Here is a 16,707-nt window from a genome sequence, read left to right on the forward strand (position 1 = left end):
TCCTGGAGAGCAGTTTGAAGGGAGACGTGATAAAGCGCTCGGCTAGTCTTTTAGCTCGCGGGTCATTTCGATCATAGTCGCTCGGAAGCCGAGAGCTGCGAACAATTGTTGTGCCGTCTTGTTCTGGTGAGCCGTGGACAGGACAACGCGTTCTGCGCCACGTGCCGTGATTTCGGACAAGATGGCCTGGAGAAGTGAACGTCCAATGCCTTCGCGTCGACGAGACGCATCAACGAACAGATCGTGCACGACGCCTGCAGGACCACGCAAAGCCATATAATCATGACCTTCGATTTCCCCGTAGACGTAGCCCAGCAATATGCCGCCTTGTTCTGCAACGAGGATGATTGCGTTCGGGTCGTCGATCTTCCTCCCCAGGAAACGGGCATAGCCTGACGGTGTGGCTCTTGTTGTTTCAATGAAGCGTTGAGGATCGAGCTTGTGATGAAGTGCCACGAGAAGCGTGCCAAACGCGCCCATGACCTGAGCGTCCAGCGGCAAGGCGTTGCGAATAATGAGCTCGGATGAGGCTGAGGCGGTTCTCTTCATTGGTCCCTGAAGCCCGTACGATGGTCGGCGGGGTCGTTGGTGACGATCTATTCTATATCGTTCGATAACGTCCGCCAGCCGATCTCTGTCTGTTATTTCATGACATCATTCGCCCGGACGTGTTTCGAACACCCGCTTGAGCACCGGCACGGCCGACATCGCTCTTGGCCACCCGGCGTAGAAGGCGACGTGGGTGACGACTTCAGACGCTTCGCTATTGGTCAATCCGTTGTCCATCGCGCGGTTGGCGTGGAAGGGAAGCTGTTCAGCTTGCCCCATGGCGATGAGCGCTGCCATCGTGACAAGGCTGCGGTCACGCGCGCTGAGATCGGGCCTCTGCCAGAGATCGCCGAACAAGACGCGGTTGGTGAGATCGGCGAGCGCCGGTGCTGTCGGCGCGACGCCGGCATTGACGCTGGCCGTGCGCGCTGCTTCCGCGGAAACTTCCAGTTCGATCCTCGCAGCGTCGCTGTCCGTCACCGGCGCAACGCATCGTTCGTCGAATACCTTCTTGGTTTCCATCACGGCCGAGATCGCGTTCGGCCATCCGGAATAAAAGGCGAGATGCGTGATCAGCTCGCCGATCTCGGCCGGTGTGACGCCGTTGTTCAGCGCCCGGCGAACATGTGCGCCGATCTGCACTGTCCTTCCAGTCGAGACGATCGCTGAGACAGTAATGAGACTGCGATCGCGCGGCGTGAGTTCGGCTCGTTCCCAGACTTCGCCGAAAAGAATATCGTCAGTGAAGTGTCCCAACCCCGGAGCGACCTCATAGACGGCCGCCGGCGCGGCGGGCTTGCGATCCTGTGCCTCGCTTTCGGTTGCTAGGGCCGTCATTGCAAAGCTCGCGGTGATGTTTTTCATCTCGGTTCCTCTCAATGCTGATCGCCCTATACATGGTGGCTGCAATGCCCCGGATTAGATCGTCACAACCGAATGGGTTTATATTCTCGGTTCATAGATCGGCGCCGGTCCGAGCCAATGGACGGTTTGAGCGATCTCCCGGCCTGAAAGATGCGTTCCATCAATGGGTTGCAGGTGATTCAGCAGGGGTGCGGGACGATTGCACGGTTGCGCATTCAAGCGACGGCGACTCAAGGCTCCGTGAAAAGCTAGATATAGCTTCGAGGAATCCACCAGCCAAAAGGATATTCCCTGATCGGTTGAAATAGGTGGCGCCCATTATCGGCTCGGGCCGAGGAAGTGGTCTTCGCACGGTGAACCATGGCCTTGGTCCAAACTCGAAGACCCGTTTCCGGCCTGGTGATCCCGCTTTGCTTGGGACTATGCTTGACGATCGTGTCTACACAGGCGTCGCGATGGGCCGCGCTAACAAAAAGTTAATAGGAAGTGAAACTAGATCGACGTTAGCTGCGTATTGGTTTCCATAATGGCATGAAATCGCGTGGAGCAGCAGTTGCGTCGTTTAATTATTGTGCTTGGTATACTTACGTTACTCGCGTGGATTGCGACTTTTTATATAAGCTCCATCTACCGTTAGTATTGGTTTGCTGCCATCAGTGGCAATCACCTTCGAACTTGATCCAATCTGCCGCGCGGGGCGGCAGATTGGACGCTTCAAGCGCTCGATCAGAGGATGGAGACGTTCTCAGCCTTCGACTTGCCGGTCTTGCGGTCCTGACCGAGATCGAAGCTGACCTTGTCGCCTTCGCGAAGCGAAGCGCCGCGCGGCAGTGCCGTGATGTGAACGAAAACGTCGGTTCCGCCGTTTTCTGGCGTGATGAAACCGAAGCCCTTGTCCTCGTTGAAGAATTTAACTGTACCCTCAGGCATGGATATTCCCTTTTAAGTGTTTTGCTTGCAATGGCGACGCGAACCTATAGTGCTGTGGCGCGTCCATCAACTCCCAGCATGCGTCGAAGCCATTTCATTTGCATGAAATATAGGATTTTGGCCGGTATGCGGCTCAGTTCGGCGTGCAACACGGGCGACAGCGCTAAAATCGACAGAGTCTCGTTGCATCCTGCGCAGCGTATTCTCCGGAAAAGAGAGCAACGATGACCATTTCAGCCGATTTCGATTGTCAGACCTGCGGCGCTTGCTGTTCGTATTCGTCAAGCTGGCCCCGATTCTCCACTGAATCGGATGCCGATCTCGACCGCTTGCCCGCCCGTCTTGTTGCGGATGACCAGACAGGCATGCGCTGCCATGACAACCGCTGCTCGGCCTTGGATGGCACCGTGGGCTCCAGCACATCATGCCTGGTTTACGAGATCAGGCCGCAAGTGTGCAGGGACTGCCTTCCGGGTGACGGCGAATGCCTGGAGGCGCGCGCCGCCTTCGGTTTCCGTTAACGAGGCGGCTCCTTCGTTCAGATATCGTCGCAGCGCGTTAAAAAAGAACGCGCCGATCGGGAGCTCGCTCCGCCATCAAACACGATATCTGCGAGAATTCATGTCCCGATCAGAGCGAGGTCTGCGGTGATGGGGCTTGATAGCGCAAGGTCGAGCAGGAGGTGCTCTCAGCTGCATCGCGTGGCAGGATGGCGCCGTCATCGACGCCATCCTTGCCGCTCTTAGAAGCTGACGTTGAGGCCGGCCTTGAGCGTGTGGTCGTGGACGTTGCCGGTCGTGCCGACACCGTTGGAGAAGGTGCGCACGCTGTTGGTGATCGTGTAGTTATATTCGACGCGAGCCGAAACATTGGACGTCAGCTTCTGCTCGACACCTGCGCCGAGGATGTAGCCCGGCTTCCAGCCGTCGGGGCCGGCGATGTTGCCGTTGTCGCGGAAGTTGGTCATCGCAAAGCCGGCCGTTCCATAGATCAGCGTCTGGTCGATCGGTGCGCCGACCTTGCCCTTGGCGCTCAGGCGGTGACGCTCCTTGAGCTTGCCGTCTTCCACTTTCACGCGGCTGTCGCCGAGGTAAGAGGCTTCGACTTCGCCGCCGACGACCGCGCCGCCAACCATGGTGTTGTAGCCCGCCTGTCCGCCGACGCTCAGGCCCTTGTTGCCGGAGAAGGGGTTGAGGTTCGGAGAGGCCATGCCGCCGTGAACACCGGCGTAGGCGCCTTCCCAGCTGCCGGAAGACGGCTGGTCGTAGGAGCCGAAATCGGCGGCGAGAACCGGCGAGGCAAGAAGGCTGACGGCAAGGGCTGCCGCGAAGTGTTTGATACTCATGATACGCTATACTCCATACGCATTGCTACGCACCGTCGAGCGCGTGAGCATTTACTCATTGAACCACGTCATTGGGATGCAACGCGCGCGAATGCCGCATTGCCACGATCGTCCATCTCTAATTTTCACGATTTCATAAATAGTTTCTTAACTTGCCGGCCAATCGCACGGATGTGATTGCTGGTGTATTCCCATCGCTCAAAGCGTGGGACGGATGGTAATGCCGACCGATTTTTTCGCGTTGCAGCATGAATTCGCGATCAAGAGATTGCCAATTCGAATGTATTGAACCATTGTGAACATGAGCTTTAACTTATAATCCAGCCGCGAAGGTGATGGATTTGGTGAGTGATGCATCACAAGAACAGGTGAAAGTGCCGTTGCGGAACAATATCCGCAGGTCCGTATGGTCGATATTCTTCCTCATCCTGCCGTGCTTCGCGGCTGCTGCGCTGTTTCTTGGCGATCCTCAGCGGTTCGAACACCTCTTTCGTTATGTCGGCGTTCAAATCTTCGATGAACCGCCACAGCCGCCCATGATTGTCGAGCCGGCCGCGACGTCCACGCTGCCGGCGGCGCAACCGGTAGACATCCCCTTTCGCTTGATCGAAGCCCCAGAACCCAACGTGGCGGCCCAGTTCCTGCGCATGTGGCGGGTATCCGGGCCTACCGTCTGCAAGGCGCTGCGCGATGCCGGTATAGAGACAAGCGAATGGCGCGCGCCCTCGATGCGCAGCACCAGCCACGAATGCTATTTCCAGCGCATATACAAAAAGAACGACGTTCGGCCGCTTAACTCGGTGTTCCTGAGGGTCAAAGGCAATGCGAGCGGCGACATCGTGGAAATCCGGGGAAGGCTCGTCGGTCCGCCGACGGACGCGGAGGGGCGGTTGGACGTCGGTCACATGAAGATATTCGAAACCTTGGTCCGGCAGGCAGGGTGGCGTGATTTCCAGGACGCGCTGGCGCCCATACGTAGTCTTCGTGATTTCGAAAACGAGCGGTTCGGAGCCTATTTCAGTTTCAGGCGCGATACCGAGAGCCAAGACAGCTACAATTTCATGCTTGTCGTTGCTGCCGGTTCCGGACCGCAGACACGCACCAAGGCCTACTTCTCGCCGGAGCGATGGGTCGAGGCGCCGGATCCGCGCATTACCGAACTCTCCTTGCCGATCAGCCAGTTGGCATCGAAGCAAGGTGTGTATCGCCAGCAGGGCGTGGCCTCCCGCTGACCGGCAGCGCGCTATGCACAGATTGCCCGCATCATTCGCACGATCGCGTGGTCTAGAGACGGATCAACCGGCAACCGCTGCGACGACAGCTTGACGATCACAGTTTCGCTCTCCGGGTGTATCCAAATCCATTGGCCATGAATGCCGATCGCTGTCAGTTCTCCGGCGCCAGTCTCGTACCAGTAATTGCGGTAGCTTCCCTCCGGAAACAGCTCCAGCTGATCGCCGTTCTTCCATGCCTCGCGGCGCTTGCGCGACCAGAGGCCAGCGATGAAGTCCTCTGAAACGATCCCGGCGCCGCGTCTGCGGACAATATCACCCACCAAGGCAAGATCCGGTGCGGTGGCTGAAATGCCGCCCGCCGCGCGCGCGGTGCCGATACGGTCGACGGTGACCACGGCATCCGCTCCGGCGCCGATTGCCTTCCACAGGTGGTCGCTGAGCAGCGAGGCGAACCGCGCTCCAGCGGCGCGTTCGAGAACGATGCCGGCAAGGTCGGTGTTCGGCGAGCGGTAGGCGTGGCGCTCGCCGTGTGCTCCGGTGCCTTTGCCGATGGCGCAGATGAATGACTTCAGATCTGGTGCTGGATCGCCAGGCTTTTCAGGATTCCATCCTGTGGAGCGGCGATAGCGCTCGAAACCCCCTGATGTGTCGAGATAGCTTTCCACGAAATCGACGCTGACCTCCATGTCGAACAGCTGCTGCACCGTGGCATCCGCATAGGCTGAGCCGCCGACCTCGGGCACATAGCGGCTGATCGGGCTTTCGAAGGACAGCAGGCCTCCATCTGCAATAATTCCGCCGAGCAGTCCGGTCAGGGACTTGGAGACGGAGAATATGATGTGGGGGCGCATTGGATCGGAATGAGGCGCGGACCAGTCGGCGATAACGCGTCCGTCTTTCATGACGACGAATTCGTCAGTTTCGCTTTCGGTGAGAAAGTCCGGCAGCAATGACGGTGCACCTTTCAGCCCTGTGAAAGAGATGCCTGACAGCGCACCGAGGCCGATTGGCCCGGTGCTGTCTCCGCCACGCGCGCCCGGGATGATCGCTGAGGGGACGATCTCGCTGACATGCTCGAAGGACCACCGGCTGTATGGGACGGTGCGCCAATTGGCGAGTGTCACGTCCGCGCGATTGAAGAGCAGCTCAGGCATTCCGTCACTCCCCGCCGGCAATCAGGCGCCTTCGAAACCGGTCAGCACGCTGACTGCGTTGACGCCGATCTCCTCGACGGCATAGCCGCCTTCCATGACGAACAGCGTCGGAAGCCCGAGCCTGGCGATCCGCTCGCCGATCTTGGAGAAGTCCTCGGTCCTGAGCTTGAACTTGCTGATCGGGTCCTTTTCGAACGTATCGACGCCAAGCGAAACGACCACCACATCAGGGGCGTAGGCAAGCAGCTTGCCGCAGGCGTCGTCCATCGACTGGCTCCATCTGGTCCAGTCGGTGCCGAAGCGCATTGGGTAGTTGAGGTTGAAGCCTTCGCCGGCGCCGATACCACGCTCGTCGGCATGGCCGAGGAAATAGGGGTACTCCTGCATCGGATCGGCATGCAGGTTGATGACCTGCACATCATCTCGCGCGTAGAAAATCTCCTGCGTGCCGTTGCCGTGGTGGTAGTCCACGTCGAGGATCGATACCCGCTTGGCGCCGTTGTCGCGCAGCCATTGCGCGGCCACGGCGGCATTGTTGATATAGCAATAGCCGCCCATGAAGCCGGCGCCGGCATGGTGGCCGGGCGGGCGGCAGAGCGCGAAGGCGGCGCGTTCGCCGGATTGCACCAGGCCGGCTGCCGTCAGCGCCACGTCATGGGAAGATTTGATCGCATCCCACGAGCCCTCGACGATGCCGCAACCGGCGTCGAAGGAGTAGTAGCCTAGCAGGCCATCGATGAAATCGGGAAGGACATCGCCGCGCAGGCCGCGTGTAGGCCATGTGAATGGCAGCGCCGTACCGGTCCGTCCCTCCGCCGTCCATCGGTCCCAGATCTTCGGCAGGAAATCGAGATAATCCTTGCGGTGAACCCGCGCCGCTGTGGTGAGATTATGCTCCGCCGGCTCGATGATCGCGCCGAGTTCGACCGCCGCGACCCGGGCGGCGATATACTCCGCCCGCGATGTCAACTCGAAGCCGGGCACGATGTCGCCCGCCACAAGCTCAAGCTGGTTGGCATGCCCGCGATGGCGGGGAGAGAAGACGGTCTTCATCAAAACATCCATTCGCTGGAAAATGGTGGCACCCCGCACCATCGACGGGCGGGGTACCGAGATCGGGCTTACTTCTGCAGCTCGGTCCAGATCTTCGTGTAGAGCGCCTGAACATCAGGCGGGCAGGTCTGGGATGGCACGCCGACGGACGCGAATTCCGCCGGGATGGTGATCTCGGGCGCATTCTTCATGTCCTCGGGCATGAACTTGTCGGAGCCGGCAATGCCGTTTGCATAGCGGTGGAAACCGGAATTCATGCCCGCGTTCTCAGGATCCATCATGAAGTTCTGGAACAGTTTGGCGTTCTCGACATTCTTGGCGTCCTTGAGGACGGAGAGATTGTCGCTCCAGTTGACGAAGCCTTCCTTGGGATAACCGAACTTGATCGCGGGGTTCTTGAGGCGCTGGCGGAAGGCCGAGCCGTTCCAGTCGCTCGATGCCGCGAAGTCGCCCGAACCCATCTTCTCAATGGTGCCATATTCCATCGCCACCCAGTCGGGCTTGGCCTTCAGCAGCGTGTCGCGCACTTTCTTGAGTACGGCCAGATCGCCGGTGCACTTCTTGCCGCCATTGTAGAGCACGGCCGCGTCGATGACGTCGGTCATTTCGGGGACGACGTTGACCTTGCCCTTCAGCTCGGCCGGCGTGTCGAAGATGATGCCCCAGGTGTTGATGTCACCCTTGTAGACGTCTGTATTGACGACAGTGCCGACAATGCCCATCGCCCACGGAACGGTGTATTTGCGGCCGGGATCGAAGTCGGGATTGGCCCATTCCTTGGCGACGTTCTTGAAGTTTTCCATCTTGTCCGGATCGGTCTCAAGCAACAGACCCTCGGAAATCCAGATCGGAATGTAGTTCTGCGAGGGCACGACCATGTCGAAGCCGGAGCCACCCTGGCGGACCTTGGCAAGCGCCGTGTCGTTGGAATCATAGTCAGTGATCGTCACCTTGACCTTGTACTTGTCCTCGAACTTCTTGATCATCTCAGGGCTGGTGTAATTGCCCCAGTTGTAGATGTTGAGCTCACCCTCGGCATGGGCGAGGCCCGCGGTGCCAAGGAGTGCCGCCATAAGGGCGATTGTCGAAGTCATCCGTTTCATGCGCATGTTCCCTCTCTTGTTTTCAGGCACGTTTTCGATTGACGACAAAGAAGATGGAGACGACGAGGATCGACAGGCCGAGAAACAGCGTCGAGATCGCGTTCATTTCGGGCGTGATGGAGCGGCGGATCTGGCCGAGCATGTAGGTCGGAAGCGTATCCTGGCCTGCGGATTTGACGAATTCGGTGATGACGACATCATCGAGCGAGATGACGAAGGCCAGCATGAAGCCGGCGAGAATGCCTGGCCACAGCAGCGGCAGCGTCACATGGCGGAAGGCCTTCCACGGCGTGGCATAGAGGTCGGCCGCCGCCTTCTCAAGCGTCAGGTCCATATTCTCGAGCCGCGCGCGGATCGGCAGATAGGCAAAGGGGATGCAGAAGGCTGTGTGGGCGGCGATGAGGTAGCCGATGCCGGCGTAACCGGTCCAGATCTTGATGCGCGCGAAGAAGATCAGAAGCGCGACGGCGGTGACGATCTCGGGGATCATCAGCGGCTGGTTGATGAATGCATACTTCATCGTCAGGCCGCGATAGGGCGCGGTGCGCGTGGTCGCAAGCGCCGCCATCGTCGCCGCGATCGTCGAGACGACGGCGGCGATTGCCGCGATCTGCAGCGAGCGCAGCGAGGCGTCGATCACCTGCTTGTTCTCGAAGGCCTTCTGGAACCAGCGCAGCGATATGCCGTCGAACGACGCGAGCGACTCGCCGGCGTTGAACGAATAGAAAACCAGCACGCCGATCGGCAGATAGAGAGCCGCGAAGCAGATCATCGCGATGGTGGTGAAGCCGCACTGGCGCTGGATGGAGAAAGATCTAGCCATGCCGGTTCTCCTGCCCGCCCGCGTTGCGCACATAGAAGAGCAGGGCGATCATCACGATCATCATCAGCGTGATCGACAATGCCGAGCCGAGCGGCCAGTTGCGCCCTTGTCCGAACTGCAGTTCGATCAGGTTGCCGAGCATCAGGTTCTTGCCGCCGCCGAGAATGCTGGGCGTCACATAGGCGCCGAGCGCCGGGATGAAGACGAGGATGGAGCCGGCGATGATGCCCGGCTTGACCAGCGGAATGATGATCCGCCGCAGGACCTTGAAAGGCGTGGCGTAAAGATCGTATCCCGCCTCGACCAAGCGGAAATCGATCTTCTCCATGCTGGCATAGAGCGGCAGGACCATCAGCGGCAGGTACACATAGACCATGCCGGTCAGGATCGCGCCGTCAGTAAACAGCATCTGGATCGGCTTCGAGATCAGCCCGAAGCGCATGAGCAAGCCGTTGATCAGCCCTTCATTGCGAATGATCTCCAGGATCGCGAAGGTACGGATCAGGAGGTTTGTCCAGAAGGGGATGGTGATCAATAGCAGCCAGAGCTCGCGGGTCGTCTCGCGGCGGGTGGCGATGAAATAGGCGGTCGGGAAGCCGATGGCGAGCGTAAGCAGCGTGGTGGCGAGCGATAGCACGACAGAGCGGATGAAGATCGAGACATGAGCGTCGGCCAGAGATAGCGAACCGTCGAAAATGTCCTGTTGCAGCGCGACGTTGATCCAGCCCTCGATGGATGGCACCCAGACGACGTCGCCATAGGGGCCTGGCGTCAGAAACGAATAGGCGACAACGATCAGCAGCGGCCCGCTGGCGGCCGCGAGAATGATCAGCAGGGCGGGTAGCGAAAGAAGCCAGCGCGTCCGGATGTCCCGGCTCTTTTCCGCTTCGATCACATCCGCCACATGGGTCATTTCAGCTCCTCAGCACCCTGGCGGCATTGGGCTCGATCGCGATGCCGACCCTGTCACCCTCGGCGTACCGCGCAGCCTGCAGCGGCTTGTTCTGCTCTCGCAGCGTAAACAGCGTCTCGTTGTCGGCGAGGCGGACGTGATAATGCGTATCCGTGCCGAAATAGACGATCGTCTCCAGCGTGCCCGTCATCTGGCAGCGTTCATGATCCGCCGGCCCGCAAAGGGCCGCGTGTTCCGGCCTGAGCACCAGGGTGACCTCTCCGTCATCGGAAAAATTGCTGGGCATCGTCGCCGAAATGCGGCCGGCGGCGGCGGTTTCCACCTCCGCGATCCCTGAATTCACCGCGTGAATGCGCCCCTTCAGAAAATTCGTCTCGCCGATGAAGTCGGCCACGAAGCGGTCGGTCGGCGCATCGTAGATCTCGCGCGGGTTGCCGACCTGCAGGATCTTTCCCGCCGACATCACGGCGATGCGGTCCGACATGGTCAGCGCTTCCTCCTGGTCGTGGGTGACGAAGATGAAGGTGATCCCGGTTTCGGCTTGCAGGCGCTTCAGCTCAATCTGCATGTCCTTGCGCAGCTTGTAGTCCAGCGCCGACAAGGGCTCGTCGAGCAGAAGCACCTTCGGCTGCGGCGCGAGCGCGCGGGCAAGCGCCACGCGCTGCTGCTGGCCGCCCGAAATCTGGCTGGTGCGGCGGTTGGCGAGCGCTTCCATCCGCACCAGCTTCAACATCGCCGCGACCCGGTCGCGGATCTCCTGCTTCGGCCGGCCGAGCATGGTCAGGCCGAAGCCGATGTTTTCGGCAACCGTCATGTGTGGGAACAGCGCGTAGGTCTGGAAGACCGTATTGATCGGCCGCTTGAATGGCGGCATCGCGGCGATGTTATCGCCGTTCAGCATGATCTCACCTGATGTCGGGTATTCGAAGCCGGCGATCAGGCGCAGGAGCGTTGTCTTGCCGCAGCCGGATGGCCCGAGAAGGGTGAAAAACTCATTCTGCCTGATGGAAACCGATGCGTCGTCTACCGCGGAAAATGCGTACTCACCAAAGCCGAACACCTTGGAAACACTGCGAATCTCAATCGCGTTCAATCCCGCCATATGCGGCCCACTCGTGGTTGCTGATGCTGCTGTTCCCGCCTTTTCGGCTTTTGGCTAGGTGACCACACGCGTTCTGCGTTGACAACCAGATTTTACGCTTCCGGTAGAAAATATTTATCAATCGGAAAAACTAATATACCCGCCGCAGATAGTCGTGACCGGCTTGACGGTGTCGAGATCATCGGGGTCGATCGCCTCGATATCGCTGTCGAGAATGACGATATCGGCCAAGTAGCCTTGCCTGATCATGCCCTTGCGATCTTCCTTGAACTCGGCGTAAGCGCCCTCGACACAATAAGCGGCGAGCGCTTCCGGCAGCGAGAAAGACTGGTCGGGATCGCTGTCGCTCCATTTCTTGCGCGTCACCGCCGCCTTGAGGCCTACGAGCGGATCGATCGGCGAAACCGGCCAATCGGATGCGAAGCAGATATGGGCACCGGCGTCCTTCAGCGTGCGCCAGGCGTAGCTGACCGGCCAACGCTGCTTGCCGATCCGCGAGATCGTCGGCTCCAGTGGCAGGCCGGCGCATCCCGGCGGATGGGGAGGCTGCATAGAGGCGATGACGCCGAGTTCGGCGAAACGCTTGATGTCGTCTGGATACACAACCTCGATATGTTCGATGCGATGGCGGCTGTCGCGCGCACCATTCTCTTCGCGCGCCGCCGCGTAACCATCAAGCACTGCCCGCACAGCGCCGTCTCCGATCGCGTGGACGGCAATCTGCAGGCCCCGCCGATCGGCCTCGACGGCAACCGCGCAAAACGCTTCGGGCGTGAATAAACCCTCACCGCGATCGCCTGGCTTGTCGGCGTAGGGCTCGACCATCACGGCGGTGCCGCTTTCGATCACGCCGTCATAGAAGAGTTTGACGAGGCCGGAAGAGAGCCAGTCGCTCTTGTAGCTGGCCGCCATGTTCGAGGCCTTATCGAGCATGTCGAGTGACATGAAATTCTTGAAATGGAGGGGGATCTGCACGCGGCAGGGCAGGTGGCCACCCTCCTTCTCTATCGCGGCGAGCAGCTGCAGCTGATAGAGATTGCCGTCCATATTCTGGACGGTGGTGATGCCATGGCGGGCGCAATAGGCAAGGCCCGTTCGCATCACGGCAATGTCCTGCGCCCACTGGGCGGCATCCGGATATGGCTCAGGCTCGCCGCCGGTCGAGAGGCCGAGCCGGTAGCGATCGAAACCGCCGGCGGCCTGAAGCGGGCTGAAGGCTTCCATTTCGCGGAGCTCGCCGGTGGCAAATCCATCCGCGCCCATCACAACCTCGTTGCCGGGCCTTAGGTCGGCGCCGTGGAGAATGCCCACCAGCTCAAGCGCAACAGTGTTCGCCCAGGCCGTATGATGATCGGGCGCGAAGAGAACGAGCGGCTGATCTGGCAGGATGGCATCCAGGTGTTGGCGGGTCAGCGGCTCTGCTTCGCCAAGAATATTGTAGTCGGCGCCCTGTGCGAAAAGCACCTTCTGCGTCCGCCGGCCCTGCGCGTAGTCACGGATGGCCTCGGTCAGCGCGGCCAGTCCCGTCACGCCCTTGAGCTGAAGATGATCCAGCTCGGCGGCACCGGAAAACAGGTGCATGTGGTTTTCTGAAAAGCCCGGCAGAACCGTTTTGTTGTGCGCGTCGATCACTCGCGTGCTGGGGCCGCGATGGGCCTCTATCTCCTCGCCGGTGCCGACAGCGATGATCTTTCCATTGCCAAGCGCCACCGCTTGGGCGTCAGGGTAATGGGGATCGAGGGTGAGGACGCGGGCGTTGATTACGATGATGTCGGCCGTCGATGTCATGGGATGCTCGCTGCTGAAGGAATGCATGCGAGCTAAACCGATGACGATGATGAATTCAACCGGCTTTCGCGCGGCCTGACCGCGCAACGATGAAAATAATCACTGGTGATATCCATGTCTGCGATGCTAGGTTCGGGCTCAAATTATACTATGGATTCATGGATGAAGCGCGACGAACTCGGAGACCTTGCCGCTTTTCTGGTGGTAGCTGAAGAGCGCAGTTTTACACGCGCGGCGGCCCAACTCGGCACATCGCAATCCTCGCTCAGCCACACGGTTCGCCGTCTCGAAGAGCGGATGGGCGTGCGCCTGTTGACGAGGACGACACGCAACGTGTCGCCGACGGAGGCGGGCGAGCAGCTCGTAGAAACGTTGCGGCCCGCATTCAACGATATTCGCGGACGTATCGACGCTTTGAGCGCGATGCGGCAAAAGCCCGCCGGCACGATCCGGATCACGTCGAGCCGGCATGCCGCCGAGACCATTCTCATGCCGGCGGCCAAGCGGCTGATGGCCGAATATCCCGATATCAGCATCGAGATTTCGATCGAACAACGGCTGATCGATCTGGTGACCGAACGCTACGATGCCGGCGTCCGGTTGGGGGAACGGGTCGAAAAGGACATGATCGCGGTCAAGATCGGGCCGGAGCTTCGGATGGTGGTCGCCGGATCGCCCGAGTATTTCGAGCGGCACCCGAAACCAATCACGCCGCAAGACCTGACGCATCATACCTGCATCAACCTGCGGCTTCCGACGCTCGGCGGCCTTTACGCCTGGGAGTTCGAGAAGGATGGGCGACCACTCAACGTGCGCGTCGAGGGGCAATTCATTTGCAACGACGTGCCGATGATCATCGACGCGGCGCTCAGCGGGCTGGGGCTGACATGCCTGCCGGACGATCACTTAGGCCAGCTGATCCAAGAAGGGAAGCTGATCGAGGTTTTGGGAGACTGGTCGCCACTGTTTCCTGGCTATCACCTCTATTACCCGAGTCGTCGTCTCGCATCGCCAGCCTTCGCGCTCCTCGTTGACGCGCTGCGCTATCGGTGAGGCGCGCGACCAATCCGTTTTATGAATCGCTCGCATAGCGCTATGCGCAACAATGCACCTAGTCGATGGCAGACGACTGGCCTATTTCGCTCGATAAAACGGCAACGAAAACGCTCACAGGAGTGCGACAGTGGAAATTACTAGAAGCGGCGCAATGGCGTCGGCGAAAGGGCCGGATGACTATTTCACCGGTACTGTTCGGCTTGATGCGCGGTTCAACGGCAGCGGAAATCTGAGCGGAGCGACCGTCACCTTCGAGCCAGGTGCGCGCACCGCTTGGCACACGCACCCGCTAGGGCAGACATTGATCGTGTTGTCGGGGCTCGGCTTGGCTCAGCGTGAAGGTGGGGAGATCGAGGAAATCCGACCTGGCGATATCGTCTGGTTCGAGCCTGGCGAGAAGCATTGGCACGGCGCTTCACCCAACTGCGCAATGAGCCATCTTGCGATCGCGGAGATGAAGGATGGGTCCGCTGTCACCTGGATGGAGAAGGTCACGGCTCGGGATTACGCGGGTCTGAGCGCGTCATGAAGCCATACATAATCTGCCACATGATGACTTCGCTCGACGGCGGCCTGCATCCGAGCCGCTGGACGGCCAGTCCGGATGGAAATCGCGCCGTATGGTCGGCGACCTACGAGACGATGCACAAGCGTTTTGGCGCGGATGGGTGGCTGGTCGGCCGCGTCACGATGGCCGAAATGTCGAAGGCCGGCCCGCATGCGCCGGCCGGACCATTCGAGGTCGACCGATCGCTGCATATTGCCAAGCCGGATGCCCAGAGCTTTGCCATTGCCATCGACCCGCACGGCAAGCTGCATTTCAGCAGCGGTGATTTTGATGGCGATCATGTGATCGTGTCGCTCGGCAAGGATGTCGCTGATCAGCATCTCGCCGAGCTCGTTGCCGATGGCGTGTCCTATGTCGTATCCGACGGTGACGAGATGGATCTCGCCGGCTTGTTGGAAACATTGGCACGCGAATTCAATATCCACCGTCTGCTCCTGGAAGGCGGAGCGGCGGTCAACGGTTCGTTCTTCGCGGCGGGACTGGTCGACGAACTGAGCCTGCTGATGGCCCCTGCCGTCGATGCGCGCAAGGGAAGCGACCGGTTCATCGAATTCGGGCAGGATGGTTTGGCGGGCAAATGCGAGCTTTCGCTTCTCTCATGCGACAAGCTGGATGACGGCATGTTGCACTTGACCTACGCCGTAAAGGCTTCGCGTTAGGCGCATTGGTATAGCGCGTTGTGTCGAGCTACTGCTTTGGCAAATAAACCGGCGGCGCATGACGCCGCCGGCAGATATTATCAGCCGAAGACCTTGAAGCGGTCGCTGTCGTCCATGAACGCCTTTTCGCCGAAGGCGGCGGAGTTGGCGCCGAACGGCATCTGCGCGCGCAGCTTCCACGAGGCCGGGATGTTCCACGCGGCTGCGATCTCGGCGTCGGCCAGCGGGTTGTAGTGCTGCAGGCTGGCGCCGATGTCGGATGCGGCGAGCGCCGACCAGACGGCGAACTGAGCCATGCCGCTCGACTGTTCCGACCAGATCGGGAAGTTGTCAGCGTAAAGCGCGAACTTTTCCTGCAGGCCCTTCACGACGTCTTGGTCTTCAAAGAAGAGAACGGTGCCGGCACCTGCGGCGAAGCTGTTGATGCGCTTTTCAGTCGATTCAAACGCGTCGGCGGGCACGATCTTGCGCAGTGCGTCCATCACGAAGCCCCAGAGCTTGTCGCTCTCGGCGCCGTAGAGAACCAGAACGCGCGAGCTCTGCGAGTTGAAGGAAGACGGCGTGTGCTTGACGGCTTCCTGGATGAGCTTGGTGGTTTCTTCCTGGGAGATCGGCAGGGTCTTGCCGAGCGCATACTGGCTGCGGCGCTTCTTGATGGATTCAATAAGAGTATTGGTCATGTGGGGCGCTATCCTTTTTCGTATATGCGGCCACCCTGCTGCTGGGAGGAGCAGCGACATGCGGCCGGCAAGAAGGGATAGTGCATGCGAACGGATATGCATATTGCGTTGCATCAAGCGCGCGAGATTTTTTTGCTCCATCGCGATCTTGTGACCGTTTCGCCCGTGCCTCCCGAAGGCTATGACTTTAGCGGCAACTCGTCGCGCGCCAGCCGCGCGAGCTCTTTCTCGTCCTGCACGCCGAATTCAAACCAGTCGATCAGCGCCTTGGCGGTCGCCTGACCCCGGTCACTGCTCACGTTGCAGTTCTGCTCAAGGCACCATTGTTTGAGGATGCGATCCAGCATCTCCATTGCTTCCGATGTCAGCGCCTCTTTTGGCCAATCCGTCTTCGTCATCGCATCCACCCCCATTTCGCACCACCGTAACGCGTATCCGCCGGGGCGCTATGACCGGCAAAGCACAGCCGCGCAAAATCGTCGCCGACCGTCCGGTATCGACGATGACGTTCAAATATTGGAACGCCACAACCGGACGTGCGTTAACCGGTATCGGAGGTATTGCGTTATGGACCCGAAACGATGGAGTCGGCCGATCTACTTCCAGGCGAGCAGATACGGCGAATTTCGAACAGTGACGAATACAAGCGAGGCCGCCACGGCGTTGAATACGGCGTGGCCAATCGCTCGCGGGCGCAGTCTGAAGACCGCCAAGCGCACCTGCCAGCAGGTTCTAAGCGGCAAGCGACCGCCATCCGAGGCCAGAAATGCCTTCATCGCGGCGGCTGTCGAGGCCAATGTTTACGTCAAGGAACGATAGCCGGAGCAGAAATCAGAAAAATCTTATTTAGGTAGAGTGCAAAGATAGAAGTTTAATGATGCATTC

At 59.8% G+C, this 16,707-nt stretch carries 18 protein-coding genes and 1 pseudogene; 6 read left to right on the forward strand and 13 right to left on the reverse strand.

Annotation, left to right across the window (positions count from 1 at the left end; genetic code table 11):
- Positions 1-42 precede the first annotated feature (42 nt).
- The 3 genes and pseudogenes from J5286_RS24440 to J5286_RS24450 form a co-directional block, all read right to left on the reverse strand.
- Positions 43-549 (reverse strand): GNAT family N-acetyltransferase, encoded by a 507-nt coding sequence (locus J5286_RS24440; RefSeq protein WP_209192393.1) that lies wholly within the window; start codon positions 547-549, stop codon positions 43-45.
- Positions 550-666: 117 nt separating this feature from the next.
- Positions 667-1,413, reverse strand: a pseudogene (locus J5286_RS24445) (carboxymuconolactone decarboxylase family protein); the annotation flags it as partial.
- Positions 1,414-2,139: 726 nt separating this feature from the next.
- A complete protein-coding gene (locus tag J5286_RS24450) occupies positions 2,140-2,343 on the reverse strand; it encodes a cold-shock protein (protein ID WP_018896919.1) in 204 nt (67 codons plus the stop codon).
- Between the two features lie 224 nt (positions 2,344-2,567).
- Between J5286_RS24450 and J5286_RS24455 the strand changes: the two genes are divergently transcribed.
- Complete coding sequence (locus tag J5286_RS24455; RefSeq protein ID WP_209192395.1) at positions 2,568-2,864, forward strand: YkgJ family cysteine cluster protein; 297 nt, start codon at positions 2,568-2,570, stop codon at positions 2,862-2,864.
- Positions 2,865-3,085: 221 nt separating this feature from the next.
- On the opposite strand, the gene J5286_RS24460 is transcribed toward J5286_RS24455, so the two are convergent.
- A complete protein-coding gene (locus J5286_RS24460; protein ID WP_111565078.1) occupies positions 3,086-3,688 on the reverse strand; it encodes an outer membrane protein in 603 nt (200 codons plus the stop codon).
- 344 nt (positions 3,689-4,032) lie between these two features.
- On the opposite strand from J5286_RS24460, the gene J5286_RS24465 reads away from it, so the two are divergent.
- A complete protein-coding gene (locus J5286_RS24465; RefSeq protein WP_209192396.1) occupies positions 4,033-4,920 on the forward strand; it encodes a DUF6030 family protein in 888 nt (295 codons plus the stop codon).
- Between the two features lie 11 nt (positions 4,921-4,931).
- Here the strand turns inward: J5286_RS24465 and J5286_RS24470 are convergent, their stop codons facing one another.
- The 7 genes from J5286_RS24470 to J5286_RS24500 form a co-directional block, all read right to left on the reverse strand.
- Positions 4,932-6,077, reverse strand: coding sequence for a serine hydrolase domain-containing protein (locus tag J5286_RS24470; protein WP_209192397.1), 1,146 nt, complete (start codon positions 6,075-6,077; stop codon positions 4,932-4,934).
- Between the two features lie 21 nt (positions 6,078-6,098).
- Positions 6,099-7,130 (reverse strand): histone deacetylase family protein, encoded by a 1,032-nt coding sequence (locus J5286_RS24475; protein ID WP_209192398.1) that lies wholly within the window; start codon positions 7,128-7,130, stop codon positions 6,099-6,101.
- Positions 7,131-7,198: 68 nt separating this feature from the next.
- A complete protein-coding gene (locus J5286_RS24480; RefSeq protein ID WP_162718083.1) occupies positions 7,199-8,233 on the reverse strand; it encodes an ABC transporter substrate-binding protein in 1,035 nt (344 codons plus the stop codon).
- 22 nt (positions 8,234-8,255) lie between these two features.
- Positions 8,256-9,056: an ABC transporter permease gene (locus J5286_RS24485; RefSeq protein ID WP_209192399.1), complete on the reverse strand. Its 801-nt coding sequence runs from the start codon at positions 9,054-9,056 to the stop codon at positions 8,256-8,258.
- Positions 9,049-9,969 (reverse strand): ABC transporter permease, encoded by a 921-nt coding sequence (locus tag J5286_RS24490; RefSeq protein ID WP_112950384.1) that lies wholly within the window; start codon positions 9,967-9,969, stop codon positions 9,049-9,051. Before J5286_RS24490 ends, J5286_RS24485 begins: the two co-directional genes overlap by 8 nt.
- A gap of 1 nt (position 9,970) precedes the next feature.
- Positions 9,971-11,071, reverse strand: coding sequence for an ABC transporter ATP-binding protein (locus J5286_RS24495; RefSeq protein WP_209192400.1), 1,101 nt, complete (start codon positions 11,069-11,071; stop codon positions 9,971-9,973).
- A gap of 117 nt (positions 11,072-11,188) precedes the next feature.
- Complete coding sequence (locus tag J5286_RS24500; RefSeq protein WP_209215388.1) at positions 11,189-12,859, reverse strand: amidohydrolase; 1,671 nt, start codon at positions 12,857-12,859, stop codon at positions 11,189-11,191.
- Positions 12,860-13,021: 162 nt separating this feature from the next.
- Here J5286_RS24500 and J5286_RS24505 point away from each other — a divergent pair, with 162 nt between their 5' ends.
- The 3 genes from J5286_RS24505 (at position 13,022) to J5286_RS24515 (ending at position 15,142) form a co-directional block, all read left to right on the forward strand.
- On the forward strand, positions 13,022-13,912 hold the full coding sequence (locus J5286_RS24505) for a LysR family transcriptional regulator (protein ID WP_209192403.1): 891 nt from the start codon (positions 13,022-13,024) through the stop codon (positions 13,910-13,912).
- A 130-nt stretch (positions 13,913-14,042) separates the two neighbouring features.
- A complete protein-coding gene (locus J5286_RS24510) occupies positions 14,043-14,444 on the forward strand; it encodes a (R)-mandelonitrile lyase (protein WP_209192405.1) in 402 nt (133 codons plus the stop codon).
- Positions 14,441-15,142, forward strand: coding sequence for a RibD family protein (locus J5286_RS24515; protein ID WP_209192407.1), 702 nt, complete (start codon positions 14,441-14,443; stop codon positions 15,140-15,142). The genes J5286_RS24510 and J5286_RS24515 overlap by 4 nt, the downstream gene beginning before the upstream one ends.
- Before the next feature lie 80 nt (positions 15,143-15,222).
- On the opposite strand, the gene J5286_RS24520 is transcribed toward J5286_RS24515, so the two are convergent.
- Positions 15,223-15,822: a nitroreductase family protein gene (locus tag J5286_RS24520; RefSeq protein ID WP_111565090.1), complete on the reverse strand. Its 600-nt coding sequence runs from the start codon at positions 15,820-15,822 to the stop codon at positions 15,223-15,225.
- A gap of 179 nt (positions 15,823-16,001) precedes the next feature.
- Positions 16,002-16,235 carry a hypothetical protein gene (locus J5286_RS24525; protein WP_245206524.1) on the reverse strand — a complete coding sequence of 78 codons (234 nt, stop codon included), beginning with the start codon at positions 16,233-16,235 and terminating at the stop codon, positions 16,002-16,004.
- A gap of 154 nt (positions 16,236-16,389) precedes the next feature.
- On the opposite strand from J5286_RS24525, the gene J5286_RS24530 reads away from it, so the two are divergent.
- Positions 16,390-16,641 carry a DUF982 domain-containing protein gene (locus J5286_RS24530; RefSeq protein WP_047503574.1) on the forward strand — a complete coding sequence of 84 codons (252 nt, stop codon included), beginning with the start codon at positions 16,390-16,392 and terminating at the stop codon, positions 16,639-16,641.
- Positions 16,642-16,707 lie beyond the last annotated feature (66 nt).

Source organism: Rhizobium sp. 16-488-2b (genome assembly GCF_017741815.1).
Lineage (GTDB): Bacteria > Pseudomonadota > Alphaproteobacteria > Rhizobiales > Rhizobiaceae > Rhizobium.

Excerpts from the sequence above, each read along its gene's own strand:
- J5286_RS24500 (WP_209215388.1), bottom strand. The coding sequence starts at position 12,859 with ATGACATCGACGGCCGACATCATCGTAATCAACGCCCGCGTCCTCACC.
- J5286_RS24485 (WP_209192399.1), bottom strand. The coding sequence starts at position 9,056 with ATGGCTAGATCTTTCTCCATCCAGCGCCAGTGCGGCTTCACCACCATC.
- J5286_RS24520 (WP_111565090.1), bottom strand. The coding sequence starts at position 15,822 with ATGACCAATACTCTTATTGAATCCATCAAGAAGCGCCGCAGCCAGTAT.
- J5286_RS24475 (WP_209192398.1), bottom strand. The coding sequence starts at position 7,130 with ATGAAGACCGTCTTCTCTCCCCGCCATCGCGGGCATGCCAACCAGCTT.
- J5286_RS24440 (WP_209192393.1), bottom strand. The coding sequence starts at position 549 with ATGAAGAGAACCGCCTCAGCCTCATCCGAGCTCATTATTCGCAACGCC.
- J5286_RS24455 (WP_209192395.1), top strand. The coding sequence starts at position 2,568 with ATGACCATTTCAGCCGATTTCGATTGTCAGACCTGCGGCGCTTGCTGT.
- J5286_RS24470 (WP_209192397.1), bottom strand. The coding sequence starts at position 6,077 with ATGCCTGAGCTGCTCTTCAATCGCGCGGACGTGACACTCGCCAATTGG.
- J5286_RS24525 (WP_245206524.1), bottom strand. The coding sequence starts at position 16,235 with ATGGGGGTGGATGCGATGACGAAGACGGATTGGCCAAAAGAGGCGCTG.
- J5286_RS24495 (WP_209192400.1), bottom strand. The coding sequence starts at position 11,071 with ATGGCGGGATTGAACGCGATTGAGATTCGCAGTGTTTCCAAGGTGTTC.
- J5286_RS24450 (WP_018896919.1), bottom strand. The coding sequence starts at position 2,343 with ATGCCTGAGGGTACAGTTAAATTCTTCAACGAGGACAAGGGCTTCGGT.
- J5286_RS24480 (WP_162718083.1), bottom strand. The coding sequence starts at position 8,233 with ATGAAACGGATGACTTCGACAATCGCCCTTATGGCGGCACTCCTTGGC.
- J5286_RS24505 (WP_209192403.1), top strand. The coding sequence starts at position 13,022 with ATGAAGCGCGACGAACTCGGAGACCTTGCCGCTTTTCTGGTGGTAGCT.
- J5286_RS24490 (WP_112950384.1), bottom strand. The coding sequence starts at position 9,969 with ATGACCCATGTGGCGGATGTGATCGAAGCGGAAAAGAGCCGGGACATC.
- J5286_RS24515 (WP_209192407.1), top strand. The coding sequence starts at position 14,441 with ATGAAGCCATACATAATCTGCCACATGATGACTTCGCTCGACGGCGGC.
- J5286_RS24460 (WP_111565078.1), bottom strand. The coding sequence starts at position 3,688 with ATGAGTATCAAACACTTCGCGGCAGCCCTTGCCGTCAGCCTTCTTGCC.
- J5286_RS24530 (WP_047503574.1), top strand. The coding sequence starts at position 16,390 with ATGGACCCGAAACGATGGAGTCGGCCGATCTACTTCCAGGCGAGCAGA.